The organism is Acinetobacter sp. LT1 (assembly GCF_059800965.1).
Map to the genome: position 1 here is coordinate 14,786 of NZ_JBBAXE010000010.1, position 21,090 is coordinate 35,875.

Below are 21,090 nucleotides of genomic sequence, written 5' to 3' on the forward strand. Positions count from 1 at the left end.
TTAATTTTAAAGTCATAGAAGTGCTGTACATTTTTTATTCTAAGATGAATTAATTTTAAAAACATTCACTTTGTATTGAATTCATGAAACAAAATGTCAAATCATGTGGCATAGCGTAAATTATGTGAAGACAATTTTGTAATTATGTACATCAATAAGCAGATAATTTTGCTATAATGTTCCGTCTTTTTTTTCTGGTGTTTTTGTACTCATGCACTATCCTAAAGTTTATGATGTTATCGTTATCGGTGGCGGTCACGCAGGTACGGAAGCGGCCCTTGCTGCTGCGCGTATGGGACGACAGACTTTGCTTTTGACCCATAACATTGAGACTTTGGGCCAAATGAGTTGTAACCCAGCAATTGGGGGTATTGGTAAGTCTCACCTAGTCCGTGAAATTGATGCACTTGGCGGTGCAATGGCTCTGGCTGCCGATAAAGGTGGTATTCAGTTCCGTATTTTAAATTCGCGTAAAGGTGCAGCTGTGCGTGCAACACGTGCTCAAGCTGACCGTGTTCGTTACAAAGCTGCCATTCGTGATACTTTGGAAAATCAAGCAAATCTTGACATTTTCCAGCAAGCAGCTGATGACCTGATTGTTGAAGGCGATACCGTTAAAGGTGTTGTTACCCAAATGGGTATTCGCTTTGATGCTAAAACTGTTGTGTTGACTACAGGTACATTCTTGGGTGGTGTAATCCACGTTGGTTTAGAAAAATCAAGCGGTGGTCGTGCGGGGGATCCTCCTTCTATTGCACTTGCTCAACGTTTACGTGAGTTAAAATTACCAGTGGGACGTTTAAAAACTGGTACTCCGCCACGTATTGATGCACGTTCAGTTGATTTTTCAGTCATGATTCCGCAGCCGGGTGATTTCCCATCTCCAGTGATGTCATTCATGGGTGATGCTTCTATGCACCCTGAGCAAGTAAACTGTTATATCACTCATACAAATGAAAAAACCCACGATATCATTCGTGGTGGTTTAGACCGTTCACCAATGTACACTGGTGTTATTGAAGGTGTAGGTCCGCGTTACTGTCCATCAATTGAAGATAAGATTCATCGTTTCGCTGATAAAGACTCACATCAAGTATTCTTGGAGCCAGAAGGTCTAGATACACATGAGCTTTATCCAAATGGTATTTCGACCTCTTTACCGTTCGATGTTCAGTTCGAGCTTGTACGCTCAATTCGTGGTATGGAAAATGCTCATATCTTACGTCCGGGTTATGCAATTGAATATGACTATTTCAATCCGCAAGCTTTGAAATTTACCCTCGAAACTAAAGCGATTAATGGCTTGTACTTTGCGGGTCAAATTAATGGTACAACAGGTTACGAAGAAGCTGGTGCCCAAGGTTTACTTGCAGGTTTAAATGCTGCACGCCGTGCGTGGGAGCAAGAAGAGTGGACACCTAAACGTGACCAAGCTTATATGGGTGTACTAGTTGATGACCTCATTACGTTAGGTACTAAAGAACCGTACCGTATGTTTACCTCACGTGCTGAATATCGTTTGATGTTACGTGAAGATAACGCGGATCAGCGCTTGACTTCTATTGGTCGCGAACTTGGTTTGGTTGATGATGTTCGTTGGGCTGCTTATTGCGAGAAAATGGAAGCGGTTGAGCGTGAAACCTCTCGTTTACAACATTTATGGGCAGCACCAAATAACCCTATGGGTAAAAAATTCGTTGAAATGACGGGTGCTGATTTGAGTAAGGAATGTAGTGCGATTGATTTGCTTAAGCGCCCTAATATCACCTTCGGTCAAATTGCTGAACTTACTGGTTCTGAAGTTTCAGAACAAGTGGGTGAGCAAATTGAAATTGCTGTGAAATATGAAGGTTACATTAACCGTCAGCACGAAGATGTTGCTCAATTAAAGCGTCTTGAAGAAACCAAAATTCCTGCCGATTTTGACTATGATGTCGTGTCTGGATTGTCACGTGAAATCACGCAGAAGTTAAAAACAGTTCTTCCAGAAACTTTAGCTCAAGCAAGTCGTATTCCTGGTGTTACACCAGCTGCTGTTCAGCTTGTGATGATCACAATTCGTAAGAATAATATGATTAAGAAAACAGCTTAATCATTTAAAATGTACAAAAGGCCCAGTTAAGACTGGGCTTTTTTATTTTCTGTTCAAAAAATATATGGAAACTTCCTAAGGAAGAAAAGAGATTTCGCTTCCTTTTTTTCTTATTTCACATATTTAAAGCCGCCAGTTATATTAAATTCACGTTCAAACAAGAGGGCTTTAATCATGACAATGAAATCAATTCGCTACAATGGATATGAAATGGCATGCCAATGCTCATGTTCAAAATAGCGCAAAAGAAAGAGCAGATCAGTTTTGGTGGGGGAGAACACATTGATCTGAAAACAAGTAAAAATACAAGAACAATATAAAATTAAGAAAATTATAATTCAAAATCTAAAGAGAACCTTATGGTTCTCTTTTTTATATCTATTTATTCTCAGTTTCAATTTCTCGCACAGCATTATGTACTTGTACTGGTTCAATATGCAGTAATTTCTTACCAAAACTACGTAGCCACCATACTAGTTGAGATGTAAAAGGTACAGTCGCTGAAACTTCTACAATATTTTCTTCAAGCGGAGTAATCGTTTGGTCTTTACTTAACTGACTTTCATAAAAGGTTTTCGCAGTTTGCTCTGTCATGGTTAAGGTGAGCTGAATTGATTCAGTTGGTTGGTTATAGTCCACTCTAAAGCCTAAAGCCCCTGAATCAATATAATGATCAATATCAAAATTAACTGGATGCAGTGCTCGACTGTCTAATACTTTTGCTGATTTAAAACGGTGCAGAGCAAATGTTTGTACTTCAGTTTTGTCATGTCGTGTGCAAATTAAATAAATGACTGCACCTTTTTGTACCAAAGCCAAAGGATTTAAAACATAAGTTCTGTCTTCACCATGATTGACTCGTGCCCGATAAACACATTCTATTTGCTTGTCTTGGAGCAAGCCTTCATAAATTGCTTGTTGAGCATTTCGGTCAACTACAGGTGGAATTAACGGTTGGCTTGCTGGAACAATACGTACACGGTTAATCCACTGTCTCACATTATTTTGTGTAGAAAGGCTACGTTTGGCCAAATCGAACCATGGTCCCATCTCATCAAGCAGGCTCGGAGGAAGGAGGTGTTTAAGGTGTTCCTCAACCATCATAAAGGTTACCGCTTGAGAACTTGTCATGTGAGGTAAGCTTTGAATAGGTGCATCTGATTGCCACCGCCAGCCTTGAGGTACGGCTTTATTGCTCTCTATCGGAAAACGCTGAGCAATTTGATTTAAATCACGCTGAATTGTCCTTAAACTGATTTCAATACCTTCACGCTCAAGCATTTCTTGCAATTCTCGAGTCCCGATCCATTTGCCGGTCGGTAGGCGAGACAAGATCTGCCATTGGCGATATAAACTATTCGAAGTTTCTTTTTCTATTACAGACATAAGCGTAATACATCTATATCCAATTGCTTTGGTGTCAACACAATAAAAAATCTTTACAGATTTAGCAAGTTTGTCAGATTCAGTTTATAGCCCATTGGGCAAACGATGATAAGATTTAGAAGAAAGTTATAACAATGATGCCGTACAAGTATTACAGATATATAAGTGGCACTGAAATTGCTTATTTAAAAATGAAATATAGATAAATGATAAGACGAGGTGGTTATGTCAGAACAAGAGCATGAATTACATCTAGATAATGATTTTTTTATACAAGAGCAGACAACAACAGCACTCATTAACCCAACCTCTTTTTTAGAACATATTTCTGTGCAAACCAATTTCTTTGAGCAACTCAAATCACAGTTCTTTAATGAGATGCTTGATGATGTAACATCAAATGGTGCAGCTTCTAAAAAAATTGAACAATGGTTGAGCATCCGTACTTTAGATGAGTTAAAGGAGTTAAATACCCAAGCAAAACAGCATTTTCTTTATCATGGGATTACTTTTAATGTTTATGGCGATAAAGAAGGAACGGAGCGCACTATTCCTTTTGATTTAATTCCAAGAGTAATCGAGAAAAAACAATGGGAAAAAATTGCCTCAGGCTGTGCACAGCGTGTTAAAGCATTAAATTATTTCCTAGATGATATTTATCATGGACAACATATTTTAAAAGAACAAATCATTCCCGAAGAACAAATTATGGGAAATGATGCTTTCCAGCCCCATATGCTTAAACATTCTTTAAAAGGAAAAATTTATTCACAAATTAGTGGGATCGATATTATCCGTGATGGTGAAGGGGAGTTTTTTGTATTAGAAGATAATTTGAGAACACCTTCTGGGGTGTCTTATATGATTGAGAGCCGAAATATTAGCCAGAAATTAATGCCTGAGCTATGTACAGCCAATAATTTACAGGGGATTGAGCATTATCCAAAACTTTTAAAAGAAATATTGCAAGAAAATTCTTCTGCAGATCAACCCTTTATTGTGGTGCTAACACCAGGGCGTTTTAACAGTGCTTATTATGAGCACGCTTTTCTAGCGCGTGAAATGGATGTGCCATTAGTTACAAATCGGGATTTATTTGTAGAAAATGATCAAGTATTTGTCAAAACTATTCGTGGGCGTCAAAAAGTAGACGTAATTTACCGCCGTTTAGATGATGACTTTCTAGATCCTTTAGCATTTCGACCAGACAGTGCTTTAGGTGTAGCAGGTCTTATGTCTGCTTATTTACAAAAAAATGTTGTGATTGCAAATGCACCTGGAACAGGCGTGGCTGATGATAAATCTATCTATCCTTATGTAGATCAAATGATTCAATATTATTTGGATGAAACACCAATTCTAAAAAATGTACCCACTTATCAGTGCCGTAAAGAAGAACACTTAGACTATGTACTCTCTAATCTTGATCAATTAGTCGTTAAGGAAGCACAAGGTTCGGGCGGATATGGCATGTTGATTGGACCTAAAGCAAGCTCATGCGAAATTGATGAGTTTAGAAAAAAATTGATTGCGATGCCTCATATGTATATTGCGCAGCCTACCTTAGCTTTATCTGTCGCTCCAACTTTAACTACGGGAGGAGTAGCGGAACGTCATATTGATTTGCGTCCATTTGTATTGAGCTCACCTTATCGTACAGAGATTGTGCCTGGTGGCTTAACACGTGTGGCCATGCAGGCGGGTTCTTTAGTTGTAAATTCGTCTCAAGGTGGCGGTATAAAAGATACATGGGTTGTTGAAACATTACATTCCTGATTGTGGGTTAAAGAGGAACTTTATGGTTTTACTCAATTCGAGTGCGCATCAAATATATTGGTTGGGTCGATATTTGATGCGAGTTAAATTTGCAGCCTCTCATTTACCCTTTACAGAAGATGAGAAAGCAACAAGATTTGCAGCAGCATTTGGTTTGGTCATAGAAAATGCTGAATTACTAAATCACTATATGTTAGACAAGAAGCAAACATTTTCATTACTGAACCAGCTCATTATTGCTAAAGATAATATTCAGGAACTAAGAGGTATTTTGTCATCACATGCTTATGCAGAATTAAATAATGTGATTAATACGCTTCAAGCTCAACCTGATGCATTGAGTAAAGCAGTCGAACAATGCACGCAAATACTAGAAGTGGAACATGAAGACGTTCGTTTATTTCTGCATTTAGGCCAAAAAATAGAGCAATTTGATATAGAACTGCGTTTTGGAGAAGATTTATCTGTTCTCATATCAGAGCTAGATATAGTGGTGCAACAGCTCGCTAATTTGAATTGGGAAAATATAAATGAAAATTGGCAAGCGCTAAAGCAGCAACTTATGTGGGACGCTTACTATACTTTTACACAGCAGTTGGAAAATATGTTTGAGGGCTGATTATGAAATTGATGGTTAATCATCAAACGCATTATAGCTATACTGAAACTGCTCGGAACAGCATTCAGTATATTAAAATGATGCCTCAAACATCGCCTCACCAACATGTTATGAATTGGGCAATTAGCGTGCCGGGTGATAAAACAATAAAGAGAGATATATTTAACAATGTATGGATGACGGCTAGTCAGCGTTATCCATACCAACATCTTACATTTATGGCCCAAGGAATTGTTGAGCTTCAAAATATAGAACTAGGTTGTGTAGATCTCTCTACACCTACTAATTTGTTTTTGCAGATGACAGGTGCAACCCGATGTGATACGGAAATGTTGGACTTTGCAAAAAATATTGTGGTGAATAAAGACCGACAACATATTGCATTATTAAGCGAAAATATCTTACAGAAAATACTTTATCAGCCTGAAAGTACTTCGGTTCAGACAACTGCGATCGAAGCATTTCAAGCTGGACAAGGTGTATGCCAAGATCATGCTCACATTTTAATTGCGATGTGTCGTGCGCTACAATTACCTGCACGTTATGTCTCTGGTTATCTATTTGATCAAAACTATCCGCACCTGGCCAGTCACGCTTGGGCGGAGGTATTTTTAGAAAATCAGTGGTATTGTTTTGATGTAAGCAATCAGTTGTTTACACCCAAACATCATATCTACCTTGCAGTAGGACGTGACTATCTCGATGTGGCACCTATTCGTGGCGTAAGAGAGCAAGGTGGAGTTGAGAACATGATGTCTGTGGTTCAAGTGTTGGCATGTTGAATGTAAAGAGAATGAAATGACCTATTGTTGTGCGTTAAGATTGGAACAAGGTTTAGTGTTTATTAGTGACACAAGAACCAATGCAGGAGTTGACCATATTTCTGTGTTCCGAAAACTGCATACTTTCGGCGTTACCGGAGAACGTTTTATTGCCTTGCAAACTGCAGGTAACTTAGCAACAACGCAAGCTGTTATAGGTCATTTGCAAAATGCCCTGACTTTGCAGCAAGAGCCTAATCTATATAGTGTTAATACGATGTTTGAGGCGGCTGAACTAATTGGAAAAACCTTAAAAACTGTTTTAGAGGATATTAGTTCGGACACTCAAGAACAAATGAATTATGCCTGTAGTATTTTGGTGGGTGGGCAGATTAAGGGTGGTGACATGCAACTTTATAATGTCTATCCACAAGGCAATTTCATTTGCGCAACTACAGATACACCTTATTTTCAAATAGGTGAGAGTAAATACGGGAAGCCTATTCTGGATCGAGCTTTATATTATGCAATGCCACTAGATGATGCATTACGTTGTAGCCTGATTTCTTTTGATTCGACTTTGCGTTCAAATGTTTCTGTTGGCTTACCACTTGATGCATTGGTCTACATTAAAGATAGCTTTGTTATCCCCATGGGAAAACGAATAACCGAAGATGATCCTTATTTCTCACAGATTAGTAAACAATGGTCAGATACTCTTCGTCGGGGTTTACAGGAAATGCCAAAGCCTACAGATGATTACTGGCGATAAATTTTGAATGTTTAAATAAAAAAAATCCAAGCATGCTTGGATTTTTTTTATATTTTATTATTTAAGTACTTTTACGAGTGGGGCGATTGCTTAATCGACAGAGTAATTCATATCCTATCGTTCCGTTTGCATCCGCAACATCATCAACTAAGCGATGTGGACCCCAGAGTTCAACTGGAGTGCCTAATTTTACTTTCATGCCTGTCACGTCGATTGCAATCATATCCATACTCACTCGCCCTACAACCGCACAGGGTTGTTTATCAATAGCGACATAGTTCGGTTTAATATAAGCTCGTGGATAACCATCACCGTAACCTATAGAAACAATTGCAATATCCATTGCTTGAGTGGCACAGAAAGTTGATCCATAACCGACATGTTCATTAGTTTGAATATGGTTGAGTGCAATTACTTCTGCTGAAAAAGTCATCACTGGTTTTAAGTCAAGATCATGGACTGTTTGATCTGCAAAAGGTGAGGCGCCGTAAAGCATGATACCCGGACGAACATAATCAAAATGTAACTCTGGCCATTTATAAATAGCAGCAGAATTACAGCAAGAAGCTAACACTGGATCACAAGCTTGTTTAACTTGTAGAAATTGTTGTTTTTGTTGCTCGTTAAGTGGATGGTCTACATCTGCATTTGCGAAATGCATTGCAAGTACACAAGTAAATCCTTCAGATTTTAAAGTCTTAATAACTTCAATAACTTCTGGATTTTTAAAACCTAACCGGTTCATCCCACTATTAAGTTTAACCCAGACTTTTAAACCTTGATTGATGTAAGCTTGTTTGTGTTTAATCAACCATTCAAACTGTTGTTGATGGTGAATGATACATTCAAATTTTTGTTTAATTGCAATTGGCATTTCATCTTCAGAAAATACCCCTTCAATTAAAGTGACAGGTTGTTGAAATCCTAATTCACGAATTTCCAAACCTTCTTGTAGGCAGGCGACACCAAAGGCATCTGATGCATTTAAGGCTGCTAAACAGTCTTTGATTCCATGTCCATAAGCATTGGCTTTTACCATACTTACAATTTTTGAATTTGTTGCGAGTTGTTTGACACGGTTTAAGTTATATTGAAGTGCATTGCGGTCAATATAAACTGTTGCTTGGCGCACCCTCATTTACTCCTTTGGGCTAGAGATAGAGCTTATTCTTCATCATCATATTGGCTGTAATACTCAGGAGAGAGATTACTAAATCGAGTATATTGACCTTCAAAAGCAAGACGAACTGAACCAATTGGACCATTACGCTGCTTACCAATAATAATTTCTGCAGTGCCGGCCTCTTTTGACTCTTTGTTATAAACCTCATCACGGTAAATAAACATAATTAAGTCGGCATCCTGCTCGATCGCACCGGATTCACGTAAGTCGGACATTACAGGGCGTTTATTTGGACGGTTTTCCAGACTTCGGTTAAGCTGAGAAAGTGCAATAACAGGACATTGCATCTCTTTCGCCAATGCTTTTAAGCTACGAGAAATTTCTGAGATCTCGCCTACACGGTTATCACCCATGCCCGGGACTTTCATGAGCTGCAAGTAATCGACCATGATACAACCGATTTTACCATCATGCATTTTGGCAACACGACGAGCACGGGCACGAAGTTCAGTTGGAGGTAGGGCTGATGAGTCATCAATATACAAATGCATTTGCTGAAGCTGCAAAATTGTACCAGTCACCTTGGTCCATTCATCTGCATCGAGGTTACCAGAGCGTAAATGTCCTTGATGGACTTTACCCATTGCGGAAATAAGACGCATCGCAATAGAGTCTGCTGGCATCTCCATTGAAAAGACCAGAGCAGGTAACTTGTTATATTGCAAAACACTCTCAACCAAATTCATGGCAAAAGTAGTTTTACCCATTGATGGGCGTGCAGCAACGATAATTAAGTCACCAGGTTGCATACCAGATGTTTTATTATCAAGTTCTAAGAAGCCAGTCGTTAAACCTGTAATATTGCCATCTAATTTTGAAAGCTCATCAAGCTTACTAATTACGTCTGCGGTAACAGAACTAATAGATTTAGGACCAGCATCTTTTTTATTGTTATTGTGCTGTTCTGCTAATGAGAAAATACTTGTTTCAGCTAAGTCTAAAATTTCACTTACACCGCGGCCTTTCGTGTCATAAGCATTTTGCAAAATTTCAGTACTAACTTTAATCATGCTACGAAGCGTAGAAAACTCTTTAATTTTAGTGGCATAAGTTTCTAAGTTATAGAAACTTGAAGGTGAGTCAGCCATGAGCTGCATTAAATATTCTTCGCCACCGATAGCATCAAGTAAATTTTGTTTTAAGAGCCAGTCACTTACTAAGACAGCATCATAGGGTGAGTTTTCTTGTGCTAATTTCTCGATTGCACGAAAAATATATTTATGGCGAGTCGCGTAAAAATCATTTTCTTTGAGTACATCGTTAACTTGTTCGAAAGATTCGGCAACTGTCATCAGGGCAGCTAGCACAGCTTGTTCAATAGCTAAATTGTGTGGGGGAGTGCGAAACTCTTTAAGTTGGCCTGATTCACTCGTTTTATTTTCTGTTGGAGATGAAAGCGCTAAAGAAGTGGCATTCGCCTGAGACATAATTAGACCTGATGATAAAGAAAGGTGTACACAAAGAGGCTGTAAAGCCGAGAACTATCTTAAAACAAAATTAAATAAACTACCTAATTAAAAAACCAATTAAACTGAAGAACTGATCAGGAATTAATATATCTTATTTTAAAATTTGAAACATAAAAAAAGAGCATGCAAAAGCATGCTCTTTTTTTGATGAGAAATTACTCAGATACGATAGTAACGAGAACTTCTGCAACAACATCATGGTGCAATTGGATTGCGATGTTGAATTCACCAGTGTGACGAAGCGCGCCATTTGGTAAACGAACTTCTGCACGGTCAACTGTAAGACCAGCATTCGTTAATGCGTCAGCGATGTCACGAGTACCGATAGAACCGAAGAGTTTACCTTCGTCACCAGCTTTAGCAGTGATAACGATGTTAACTTCATTCAATTGTTCAGCACGTGCTTGAGCAGCAGCTAAAACTTCAGCTTCTTGCTTCTCAAGTTCAGCACGACGAGCTTCAAAAGCAGCAGTGTTAGCTTCAGTAGCTGCAACTGCTTTACCTTGAGGGATAAGGAAGTTACGGCCGTAACCAGCTTTAACTGATACTTTATCGCCTAATTTACCAAGGTTCTTAATGCGTTGTAATAAGATAACGTCCACAGATCACCTCACTTATGGTTGTCAGTGTACGGAATCAAAGACAAATAGCGAGCTTGTTTGATAGCAAGTGCTAATTGACGTTGATAACGAGCTTTAGTACCAGTGATACGGCTAGGAACAATCTTGCCGTTTTCAGTGATGTACTGTTTTAAAGTGTCGATATCTTTGTAGTCGATGTACGCAACATTCTCAGCTGTAAAGCGGCAGAACTTGCGACGACGGTAAAAACGTGCCATTGATGTTCTCCTTATTCAGCTTCTTGAGCAACTTGCTGTGCTTCTTCGCGTTGAGCTTTACGCGCACGCTTTTCTTCAGCACTCTTAGCAAGCAATGACTCTTCAGTGATTGCGTGTTCACGACGGATGATAAGGTTACGAATGATCGCGTCGTTATAACGGAATAATTCTTCTAACTCATCAAGCGTAGTTTGACCACATTCAACATTCATAAGAATGTAGTGCGCTTTGTGAATTTTGTTAATTGGGTAAGCCAATTGACGACGGCCCCAATCTTCTAAACGGTGAATTTGACCTTCAGCTTCTTTGATCTGAGAGATATAGCGTTCAACCATACCTACAACTTGATCGCTTTGGTCTGGGTGTACCAAAAGTACGATTTCGTAATGACGCATTGTCAGCTCCTTACGGTTTAAACAGCCCCTAATAAAAAAATTAGAAGCAAGGAGTCATAACTTAATAAGTTATGTCGCAAAATTTGCGAAGGCTGAATTATAGGTAAAAGTTCGACTAAAAACAAATCTTTTGATCAGAAAAGTAAAACTTCTTTACTATAAAGAGGAATCCTCTCTTGTTTAAAAGAGAGGAAGATTTGGAGCAGGGGATTGATAGGTAAAGCTAAAGCTCAAACTTAACAGGGTAATTAATATGACCGAGTACAGGAAAAAACGTTTAGCCCACAATTGATCATTTTCGGCTTTAAATCCAATAACTGATAAATATAACCAATATGCAGTCAAAGCATTAAAGGTAATTAAAAAGAATACATTGGTATAGCCAAAACAATATAACCCATTCAAAACAGCTGCAAATAATAGGATATATATTACACATTCAATTTTCGTACGATAAATAGAACGTGCTACAGGCAAAATTGGAATTCCCGCATTTTTGTAATCATCAAAACGATAAATTGCAATTGCCCAAGAGTGAGGCATTTGCCATAAAGCGTATGCTAAAAACAAAAGCAAGGCTGCCACATCAAATTGATGAGTTACTGCTGTATAACCAATAACAGGAGGGCTCGCTCCGGAGATACTACCAATGACGGTTTGATGGATTGAGGTGCGTTTGGTCCACAAACTATAAAAACCGACATAGACAATAAAACCAATCATTGCAAACAAAAATGCATAACCATTTACACCGAACCACAAAATGCTAAAACCAATTACTCCAAGCACTAATGCATATATCAGCGCAACAGTAGGAGAGATTGTTTTTTTAACTAGTGCGCGGTTTTGTGTGCGCTGCATCTTTGTATCAATATCTTGATCTATAACATTATTAACCACACAACCAGAAGCTACAACTAAAGTTGTTCCAAGTAGGGTGAGAAGTAATAATAAGATGTCTATAGAGCCTTGGGCGGCTAAGAAAAAGCCGCCCAAGGTGGTAATGAAATTACCGAAGAGAATTCCTGGTTTAGTCAGGAATAGATATTTTCTCAACATGACAATCAGTTTAGATCATCATATTGTAGTGAAGGTAATTCATAATCCACACAGAACCGATTAAAAGTACGGCGATACATAGGATTGTGTAGATGAATGCAATCATATTCCAACGTTGTTCAGATGATGTATTCATGTGTAGGAAGTACACAAGTTGTACAAGAACCTGAGCAACCGCAGTGATTGCAATCACTGTAACTAAAAGACCACGACTGAAACCACCCGCCATCACCATCCCGAAAGGGATGATGGTGAGGATAACAGAAAGGATAAATCCAACAGTGTATTGCTTAAAGTTACCGTGTGACGCACCAGCAGCATTATGCTCATGACTACTCATTAGAGAACTCCCAGTAAGTAAACGACGCTGAATACACAGATCCAAACGATGTCAAGGAAGTGCCAGAACAAGCTTAAGCAAGCAAGACGACGTGTATTCGGTAAAGTCAAACCTTTAGTTTTGATTTGATACATTAATACTAGCATCCACACTAAACCAGAAGTTACGTGGATACCGTGTGTACCAACCAAAGTAAAGAACGATGATAAGAATGCACTGTGAGTTGGACCATGGCCTTCATGTACAAGGTGATGGAATTCATAGACTTCCATTCCAATGAACGATGCACCAAAAAGGAATGTAATAAATAACCAAGTGATAACTTGATTTACATTCTTTTTATAAGATGCAAGTACAGCAAAACCAAAGGTTACCGATGAAATCAATAAGGCAAATGTTTCAGTTAACACGAAGCCTAATGAGTCATGGAATAGGTCATATGCGCTTGGAGTGCCTGCTGGAACATGACTGCTTAATACAGCGAACGCAATGAAGAGTGATCCGAAAAGAATCAAGTCACTCATCAAGTATGTCCAGAAACCAAAAACCGTTAAGTCGGTATCATCATGTTCATGATGACCGTCATGGCCGTGGTTGTCGTGATGAAGTACTTCAGCCATTTCCTTAGTCCTTCTTCAAGTGTTTTTCAAGTAAAGCATAGCGTTCGTTTTCAATACGCTCAACTTCAGCAGCAGGAACGTAGTAGTCAACATTCTTAGTGAATGAGCTTACGATCAAGCTAACAACAGCTGCAACGAATGAAACAACAACGAGCCACCAAATATGCCAGATGAGTGCAAAGCCAAGAAGAGTAATGAACATTGCAATGACAAAACCAGCAGCACGATCAGTCGGCATGTGGATGTCTTCATATTTAGTGTTACGTGCGTATGCTACACCATTTTCTTTGTCAGTCCAGAAACGGTCGATACCGCTTGCATCTGGTTCATGTGCAAAGTTGTAGAATGGAGCAGGGGAAGAGGTCGCCCATTCAAGCGTACGAGCATCCCATGGATCGCCAGTAAGGTCCATGTTGTCTTTGCGTTGTAAGAAACCAACGATGATTTGCATTAAGAAACATGCAATACCAATCGCAACAAGAACAGCACCAAATAATGCAATCGCAAGGTACGGATCCCATTCAGGGTTGTCATATGTATTCAAACGACGAGTCATACCCATGAAACCAAGGATATAAAGTGGCATGAATGCAAAATAGAAACCAAAGAACCAGAACCAGAACGCAGCTTTACCCCATGCTTCGTTGAGCTTCCAACCAAACATTTTTGGCCAGTAGTAAATGATGCCGGCAAACATACCAAACACCACACCACCGATAATTACGTTATGGAAGTGAGCGATCAAGAATAATGAGTTGTGTACCAAGAAGTCCGCAGGTGGAACAGCCATAAGTACACCAGTTAAACCACCGATACCGAATGTTACAAGGAAGCCAAGCGTCCATAACATTGGAGTAGTAAAGGTGATGCGACCTTTATACATGGTGAATAACCAAGAGAAGATTTTAACACCAGTAGGAATCGCAATAACCATGGTCATGATACCGAAGAACGCGTTAACGTTCGCACCAGCACCCATGGTGAAGAAGTGGTGAAGCCATACAACAAACGCAAGAACAGTAATCGCGATAGTTGCATACACCATAGACTTGTAACCGAACAACGCTTTACGAGAGAAGGTTGCAACGATTTCTGAGTATAGACCAAATGCTGGTAATACCAAGATATATACTTCAGGGTGACCCCATGTCCAGATCAAGTTCACATAAAGCATTGGGCTACCGCCAAGCTCATTTGTGAAGAAATGGAAGCCGAAGTAACGGTCTAGAGTAAGCATTGCAAGTGTACCTGTTAATACAGGGAATGATGCAATGATTAATACAGCCGTACAAAGTGAAGTCCACGTGAAAATAGGCATGTCCATTAATTTCATGCCCGGTGCACGCATTTTGATGATGGTAACGAAGAAGTTAACACCAGATAAAAGCGTACCTAGACCAGAAACCTGAAGTGCCCAGATATAGTAGTCGACACCTACACCAGGAGAATATTGAATGCCAGATAGAGGAGGGTAAGCCATCCAACCAGTCGCAGCAAATTCACCTAACACAAGTGAAAGCATCATCAAACCAGCAGCACCAGCGAATAACCAGAAGCTTAAAGAGTTCAATAATGGGAAAGCAACGTCGCGAGCACCAATCTGTAAAGGTACAGAGATGTTCATCATACCTACAACGAGACCCATTGCTACGAAGAAGATCATGATTACACCGTGTGCGGTGAAGATCTGGTCATAGTGGTCAGGATGTAGATAACCTTCGCCGCCGCCTTTAGCGAGGAAAAGTTGTAAACGCATCATGATCGCATCGGCGAAACCACGCAGAAGCATGACAACAGATACGATGATATACATGATACCAATCTTTTTATGGTCTACCGTAATAAACCACTCATTCCACAAATATCCCCATTTTTTGAAATAGGTGATACCGCCAAGCACTGCAATTGCACCAATTGCCATAAGGACCATGGTGACAAGTACGATTGGCTCTGTCGGGATAGAGTCCCAACCCAGTTTACCAAAAATCATATCCATGTCTTATTCCCCTTGAGCAGCGTGTTCAGCTGCAGCATGAGTGTCAGCTGTTGCGTGTTCAGCAGAGTGGTCAACACCATGATAGTTACTCATATAGTGGTTGATAATTGTTTCAAACAATTTAGGCTCAACAGTAGAGTAATAAGTCACAGGGTGTGGCTTAGTCGGGAACGGTTTCATAGCTTCAGCTTCAGCAACTGCTTTTTCATCACCAGCAGCTTTAGCACGATTTACTAAATGCTCGATCTGATGCTTAGAACGGTTACCATCACGTAAGGTTGCCAATTCAGCTTGGTCAAGCGTAGTTTTTTGAACTGCTTCTGGGTTAATGGTTGAACCATTACCTGCTTTAACCGCTGCTACCCATTCGTTGAATTGTTGCTCTGTAACACTATGCGCCTTGAAACGCATTTGAGAGAAACCGTAACCTGAGTAGTTAGAAGAGAAACCACGATATACACCAGTTTCATTTGCTAACAAATGAAGGTGAGTTTGCATACCTGCCATTGCATAAATCTGGCCGCCTAACTGTGGAATGAAGAATGAGTTCATTGTAAAGTTAGAAGTGATTTTAAAGCTTAACGGAGTTTTTTCAGGGAAACGTACTTCGTTAACTGTTGCAATGTTTTGTTCAGGATAAATAAAGATCCACTTAAACTGTTCAGCAATAACTTGAATAGTTAAAGGTGCTTTATCTGATTCTAAAGGACGGTATGGGTCATACTTGTGGGAACCCCACCAAGTTAACCAAGCTAAAATACCAATAATAATGACAGGGATACCCCATACTACAACTTCAATTGCAGTTGAGTGTGCCCATGTAGGTTTATAGTCTGCATCTTTATTTGACGCGCGATATTTCCAACCAAACCATAATGCCATGATGATTGAAGGAATCACCACAAGTAACATTAAATAGATCGCAGTCATCATAAGGTCACTTTGACCTTGACCAACTGGACCTTTAGAGTTTAGAAGTACCATATCACCACCACACCCAGTCAAAAGTGCGGCAAGCGTTGATAAAGACAATACAGCTAAAATCGTTTGTCTCATTTTACAACCTCGGTGAAGAGTCCCATTCCCTAATTAAATATGGGATAGCGATTAAAGTGTCGCATGATTGAGAACGCTAATCCTTAAATTTAGACTTCTCAATTATATGACACCGCTACGTTGTAGGGCATTATGCCTCATATCGACAAACTAAGCTATACATAAAGTAGGCTGAAATAATTGTTTTAAAACCCGATTTTTTTTGTAGGGTATCGAGTCGCAATAGAGCTTTTATTTAAATATCAACTCACTATAGAAAAAAGGAGGCGGGGTGCCTCCTCTTTTTTTAGACATTAAATGAATGAGTCATTCACTATCATTTGATCACTTTTGTTCTTGCAATTTTGTCATGTAAAGCTTGTCGCTTTTGTCCTAATGCAAAAGCGTAGTCAATAATTGTACTGATCGGCATAAACAATAAGTTTAATATGATAAAAACAATACTTCTTAATAAGAAGATGCGAGTTAAATTAACCTTGCTATTGTCCTCAGCATCTACAATTTTAATTCCAACAATTTTCTTACCTATACTCTGACCAAACTTTGTTAAAAGAACGGCTTGAATTGCAAGCATAATTACGACGTAAAGAAGCATTGAATGCCAAGCTTCTATTGGAATTAAAGTAAAAAGTTGCTGTTGCAATTCTGCAGCTTTAGTCGATGCGACTTCGGCAGATTGCATCTGTTTTTGCAGCTCGAATAATTGCTTATATTGAGCTTCATTAAAGAAAAAAGAAGGAATTGCAGCGATTGGTAACCAAAGCAATAAATCAATAATTTTTGCTAAAGCCCGAGCTGGAATAGATGCAAGTTCATGAACTTTAGGTTCTACACGAATTTGACGAATAGTTTCATTAGTTGATGTATTCGTATTTATTGTAGGTACAGAATAACCGATAGGTTGATATACAAGTTTACCTTGGGTTAATTCTCCTAAAGCTTTCCATTCTGTCATGCCTTCATGCCAAGCTAAATCAGTTAACAAAATTTGTTGGCTAGCCAACATTTGATTTACTTGTTCTAAAGTATAAGGCCCAGCTTGTTGATTATTACGTGCCAAGTAAATTTGCATAAATAAAAATTCTCTATTCTAAAGATGAAAAAAGACCCACGGATGGGCCTTTTTTTATAACATATTAGATTTGCTTGATTTTTTCTTCAGCAAGGAAGAACCATGTATCTAAAACTGAGTCTGGGTTAAGAGAGACAGATTCAATACCTTGTTCCATTAACCATTTTGCAAGATCTGGATGGTCTGAAGGACCTTGACCACAGATACCTACATATTTACCTGCTTTACGGCAGGCATGGATTGCCATTGAAAGAAGAGCTTTAACAGCTGCATCACGTTCATCAAATAAGTGTGAAACAATACCTGAGTCACGGTCAAGGCCTAACGTTAACTGAGTTAAGTCATTAGAACCAATAGAGAAACCATCGAAGTGCTCTAAGAATTGTTCAGCTAACAGAGCGTTAGTTGGTAATTCGCACATCATGATTACTTTTAATCCGTTCTCACCACGTTTTAAGCCATTTTGTGCAAGTAATTCAATAACACGTTTTGCTTCAGATACTGTGCGTACAAAAGGAATCATGATTTGAATATTGGTTAGACCCATTTCATCACGAACTTTCTTAAGTGCGCGACATTCTAATTCGAAACAATCACGGAAGTTATCAGATACATAACGGCTTGCACCACGGAAACCGAGCATCGGGTTTTCTTCTTCAGGCTCGTATAACTTACCACCAATTAAGTTTGCGTATTCGTTTGACTTGAAGTCAGACATACGAACGATCACTGGCTTGTCACCAAATGCAGCAGCGAGAGTCGCAATACCTTCAACCAATTTTTCAACATAGAAATCTACAGGTGAAGCATAACCCGCTGTACGAGTTAAAACCGCAGCACGAGTTTCACGAGGTAGGCTATCAATATTGAGTAGGGCTTTAGGGTGCACACCGATCATACGGTTAATGATGAACTCAAGACGAGCAAGGCCAATACCTTCGTTTGGAATTTGAGCAAAGTCAAATGCACGGTCAGGGTTACCTACATTCATCATAATTTTAAACGAAAGCTTAGGCATAGATTCGATTGAGTTGCGTTGAACTTCGAAATCTAAAGCACCTTCGTAAATGAAACCTGTATCACCTTCAGCACAAGAAACAGTTACTTCCTGACCATCAGTTAATACTTCTGTTGCGTTACCACAACCTACAATCGCTGGTACACCAAGTTCACGTGCAATAATTGCTGCGTGACATGTACGACCACCACGGTTAGTGATAATTGCAGCAGCACGTTTCATTACCGGTTCCCAGTCAGGATCGGTCATATCTGATACAAGAACGTCGCCTTCTTGAACTTTGTCCATTTCTTTAATTGAGTTAACAATACGGACTTTACCAGAACCAATACGTTGACCAATTGAACGACCTTCACAAAGAACAGTGCCTCTTTGTTTGAGAAGGTAGCGTTCCATAGTGCCTACATTTTGGCGGCTTTTTACAGTTTCAGGACGAGCTTGAACAATATAAATTTGACCGTCATCACCATCTTTTGCCCATTCGATGTCCATTGGAGCACCGTAATGCTGCTCAATGATAAGCGCTTGTTTAGCTAACTCTTGTAACTCATGGTCATTTAAAGCGAATTGTTGACGGTCTTGTTTTTCAACATCAACAACAACAACAGATTTACCCGCAGAACCTTCTTCACCATAAATCATTTTTTGGTGTTTAGAGCCAAGGTTGCGACGTAAAACAGAATGTCTTCCTGCATTTAATAATGGTTTAGATAAGTAAAACTCATCTGGGTTAACGGCACCTTGTACAACCATTTCACCTAAACCGTAAGATGCAGTAATAAATACAACATCACGGAAACCAGATTCTGTATCAAGTGTAAACATTACACCTGCAGCGCCAGTTTCAGAACGAACCATACGCTGAACACCCGCAGAAAGTGCAACGATGTCATGATCAAAACCTTGATGCACACGGTAAGAAATTGCACGGTCATTATATAAAGAAGCAAATACTTCTTTAATCGCAATAAGTACGTTATCAATACCGCGAATATTCAAGAAAGTTTCTTGTTGACCCGCGAAAGAAGCATCTGGTAAATCTTCAGCAGTTGCAGATGAACGAACGGCAACCGCGATATCAGGGTTGCCGTTAGAAAGTGCTGTAAAAGCGGCGCGAATTTCTTGTTCTAAGGTTGCAGTGAGTGGAGTCTCTACAATCCATTGACGAATTTTAGCGCCTGTTTCTGCAAGAGCATTTACGTCATCGACGTTGAGTTGAGCAAGTTCTGCTTGAATTCGAGCGTTAAGACCACTTTGGTCTAAGAACTCACGATAGGCAGCAGCAGTAGTTGCAAAGCCACCAGGTACCGATACACCAGCATTTGATAAATGGCTGATCATTTCACCCAAAGATGAGTTTTTCCCACCTACGAGTTCGACATCGTGTTTCCCTAATTTTTCTAGACCGATTACGCGCGCTTCCAAAGTTTTCACTCCACTTTTGCAGTATTAATGTCTATCTTGGCATGAAATTATAAAAATAAAGTGCTTAGTTGAGAATTATACTAAGCGACAGTCATGTAAGATCAGTTTACTATAAAGATTATATAGCACTAAGACAAATGTTTAAGGAGAATTTTAATGTCAGAAAGTAAACAATTTAAGCGGAGTGTTTTTTTTATTTCTGATGGAACTGCAATTACTGCCGAGACTCTTGGACATTCGTTATTAGCACAATTTCCCAATGTAGATTTTGATATTCACATCATGCCGTATATTACAACTGAAGAGGCGGCAATGGATGTGGTGGTTGAGATTAATCGATGCCAAACCAAAGATGGTTGCCTACCTTTAGTATTCGATACTTTAGTCGATCCGCATGTGCGAGAGATTATTAATACGGCTAAAGCGGTTAATCTGGATGTGTTTGAAGGTTTAATTAGTAAACTTGAACAAGAGCTTGGAACACCACCAACAACATTGGTTGGGCAGACTCATGCGGTAACCGATTCTGAATATTATAAAGCCCGTATCGATGCTGTTCATTTTGCGCTTGATAATGATGATGGGGCACGTACTCGTCATTACGATAAAGCGGATTTAATCTTAATTGGAGTTTCCCGTTCGGGTAAAACACCGACTTCTATTTACTTATCTCTTCAATTCGGTATTCGCGTTGCAAACTATCCATTAACTGAAGAAGATTTAGATGATAACCGTTTACCAGCAGTATTAAGAGCTCATCGTAGCAAGTTATTTGGTTTGATGATTGATGCTGAGCGTTTGGTCGCAATTCGTAGTGAACGTAAAGCGAATAGCCGTTATGCAAGTTTTAGCCAATGCCAAATGGAGCTAAGAGCAATTGAAGGGATTTATATTTCAGAAGGCATTAAATATTTAAACGTGACCGAAATGTCGATTGAAGAGATTTCAACTCGTATTTTACAAATGACAGGATTAAAACGTCGTATTGGTTAATTTAATCAATTGTTTATTTTAACCATTCAATTTTTGTATATTAATTTATAGATAAGTTGAATGGTTTTTTAATATATATCACAGAGAAAAATTAAAGTTTTATATATAAAACTAAATATTATTAAATAGTTCTTATTGGTTATAAGCCCGTAGTTATTTTGAAACTCGTTTGTAAATTTAAATAACACTATTGAAAAGAAGTGTATGTTTTTTATTGCAC

19 protein-coding genes are annotated in these 21,090 nt (G+C 39.0%); 6 read left to right on the top strand and 13 right to left on the bottom strand.

From position 1 onward, the window contains the following. Window positions 1-211: 211 nt before the first annotated feature. On the top strand, window positions 212-2,092 hold the full coding sequence (gene mnmG, locus WBW42_RS11330; RefSeq protein ID WP_017385460.1) for a tRNA uridine-5-carboxymethylaminomethyl(34) synthesis enzyme MnmG: 1,881 nt from the start codon (window positions 212-214) through the stop codon (window positions 2,090-2,092). A 378-nt stretch (window positions 2,093-2,470) separates the two neighbouring features. On the opposite strand, the gene WBW42_RS11335 is transcribed toward mnmG, so the two are convergent. Continuing rightward, window positions 2,471-3,478: a helix-turn-helix transcriptional regulator gene (locus WBW42_RS11335; RefSeq protein WP_005068485.1), complete on the bottom strand. Its 1,008-nt coding sequence runs from the start codon at window positions 3,476-3,478 to the stop codon at window positions 2,471-2,473. A gap of 225 nt (window positions 3,479-3,703) precedes the next feature. On the opposite strand from WBW42_RS11335, the gene WBW42_RS11340 reads away from it, so the two are divergent. From WBW42_RS11340 to WBW42_RS11355, 4 genes are read left to right on the top strand one after another with little or no spacing between them, the layout of a single operon-like run. Next, window positions 3,704-5,254 (top strand): circularly permuted type 2 ATP-grasp protein, encoded by a 1,551-nt coding sequence (locus tag WBW42_RS11340; protein WP_005803585.1) that lies wholly within the window; start codon window positions 3,704-3,706, stop codon window positions 5,252-5,254. Window positions 5,255-5,276: 22 nt separating this feature from the next. After that, window positions 5,277-5,873, top strand: coding sequence for an alpha-E domain-containing protein (locus tag WBW42_RS11345; RefSeq protein WP_002119585.1), 597 nt, complete (start codon window positions 5,277-5,279; stop codon window positions 5,871-5,873). 2 nt (window positions 5,874-5,875) lie between these two features. Beyond that, window positions 5,876-6,655 carry a transglutaminase family protein gene (locus WBW42_RS11350; RefSeq protein ID WP_002119692.1) on the top strand — a complete coding sequence of 260 codons (780 nt, stop codon included), beginning with the start codon at window positions 5,876-5,878 and terminating at the stop codon, window positions 6,653-6,655. Window positions 6,656-6,671: 16 nt separating this feature from the next. Next, a complete protein-coding gene (locus tag WBW42_RS11355; protein ID WP_002119721.1) occupies window positions 6,672-7,406 on the top strand; it encodes a proteasome-type protease in 735 nt (244 codons plus the stop codon). 61 nt (window positions 7,407-7,467) lie between these two features. Here WBW42_RS11355 and alr read toward each other — a convergent pair whose 3' ends face one another. From alr to ppsA, 12 genes are all read right to left on the bottom strand, one after another. Then, on the bottom strand, window positions 7,468-8,538 hold the full coding sequence (gene alr, locus WBW42_RS11360) for an alanine racemase (RefSeq protein ID WP_080776749.1): 1,071 nt from the start codon (window positions 8,536-8,538) through the stop codon (window positions 7,468-7,470). Window positions 8,539-8,570: 32 nt separating this feature from the next. Further along, window positions 8,571-10,016 carry a replicative DNA helicase gene (dnaB, locus tag WBW42_RS11365; protein ID WP_002119718.1) on the bottom strand — a complete coding sequence of 482 codons (1,446 nt, stop codon included), beginning with the start codon at window positions 10,014-10,016 and terminating at the stop codon, window positions 8,571-8,573. A 197-nt stretch (window positions 10,017-10,213) separates the two neighbouring features. Next, the gene (rplI, locus tag WBW42_RS11370; RefSeq protein ID WP_000382591.1) at window positions 10,214-10,660 is read right to left on the bottom strand and encodes a 50S ribosomal protein L9; all 447 of its coding nucleotides are present in this window, start codon (window positions 10,658-10,660) and stop codon (window positions 10,214-10,216) included. An 8-nt stretch (window positions 10,661-10,668) separates the two neighbouring features. After that, complete coding sequence (gene rpsR, locus WBW42_RS11375) at window positions 10,669-10,896, bottom strand: 30S ribosomal protein S18 (RefSeq protein ID WP_000090661.1); 228 nt, start codon at window positions 10,894-10,896, stop codon at window positions 10,669-10,671. 11 nt (window positions 10,897-10,907) lie between these two features. Further along, entirely contained in the window at window positions 10,908-11,291 is a 384-nt protein-coding gene (gene rpsF, locus WBW42_RS11380; RefSeq protein WP_002119610.1) for a 30S ribosomal protein S6, read from the bottom strand. 180 nt (window positions 11,292-11,471) lie between these two features. Beyond that, window positions 11,472-12,350 carry a heme o synthase gene (gene cyoE / locus WBW42_RS11385; RefSeq protein ID WP_002119614.1) on the bottom strand — a complete coding sequence of 293 codons (879 nt, stop codon included), beginning with the start codon at window positions 12,348-12,350 and terminating at the stop codon, window positions 11,472-11,474. A 10-nt stretch (window positions 12,351-12,360) separates the two neighbouring features. Then, entirely contained in the window at window positions 12,361-12,690 is a 330-nt protein-coding gene (locus tag WBW42_RS11390; RefSeq protein ID WP_000094534.1) for a cytochrome o ubiquinol oxidase subunit IV, read from the bottom strand. Then, a complete protein-coding gene (cyoC, locus tag WBW42_RS11395; protein ID WP_002119759.1) occupies window positions 12,690-13,310 on the bottom strand; it encodes a cytochrome o ubiquinol oxidase subunit III in 621 nt (206 codons plus the stop codon). Before cyoC ends, WBW42_RS11390 begins: the two co-directional genes overlap by 1 nt. A 4-nt stretch (window positions 13,311-13,314) precedes the next feature. Then, window positions 13,315-15,306, bottom strand: coding sequence for a cytochrome o ubiquinol oxidase subunit I (cyoB, locus tag WBW42_RS11400; protein ID WP_005068497.1), 1,992 nt, complete (start codon window positions 15,304-15,306; stop codon window positions 13,315-13,317). A 3-nt stretch (window positions 15,307-15,309) separates the two neighbouring features. Continuing rightward, window positions 15,310-16,362 (bottom strand): ubiquinol oxidase subunit II, encoded by a 1,053-nt coding sequence (cyoA, locus tag WBW42_RS11405; protein ID WP_002119579.1) that lies wholly within the window; start codon window positions 16,360-16,362, stop codon window positions 15,310-15,312. Between the two features lie 316 nt (window positions 16,363-16,678). After that, complete coding sequence (locus tag WBW42_RS11410; RefSeq protein ID WP_002119677.1) at window positions 16,679-17,434, bottom strand: RDD family protein; 756 nt, start codon at window positions 17,432-17,434, stop codon at window positions 16,679-16,681. A 64-nt stretch (window positions 17,435-17,498) separates the two neighbouring features. Further along, window positions 17,499-19,886, bottom strand: coding sequence for a phosphoenolpyruvate synthase (gene ppsA, locus WBW42_RS11415; RefSeq protein WP_005803576.1), 2,388 nt, complete (start codon window positions 19,884-19,886; stop codon window positions 17,499-17,501). Window positions 19,887-20,033: 147 nt separating this feature from the next. Between ppsA and ppsR the strand changes: the two genes are divergently transcribed. Then, on the top strand, window positions 20,034-20,870 hold the full coding sequence (gene ppsR, locus WBW42_RS11420; protein ID WP_002119749.1) for a posphoenolpyruvate synthetase regulatory kinase/phosphorylase PpsR: 837 nt from the start codon (window positions 20,034-20,036) through the stop codon (window positions 20,868-20,870). Window positions 20,871-21,090: the final 220 nt, after the last annotated feature.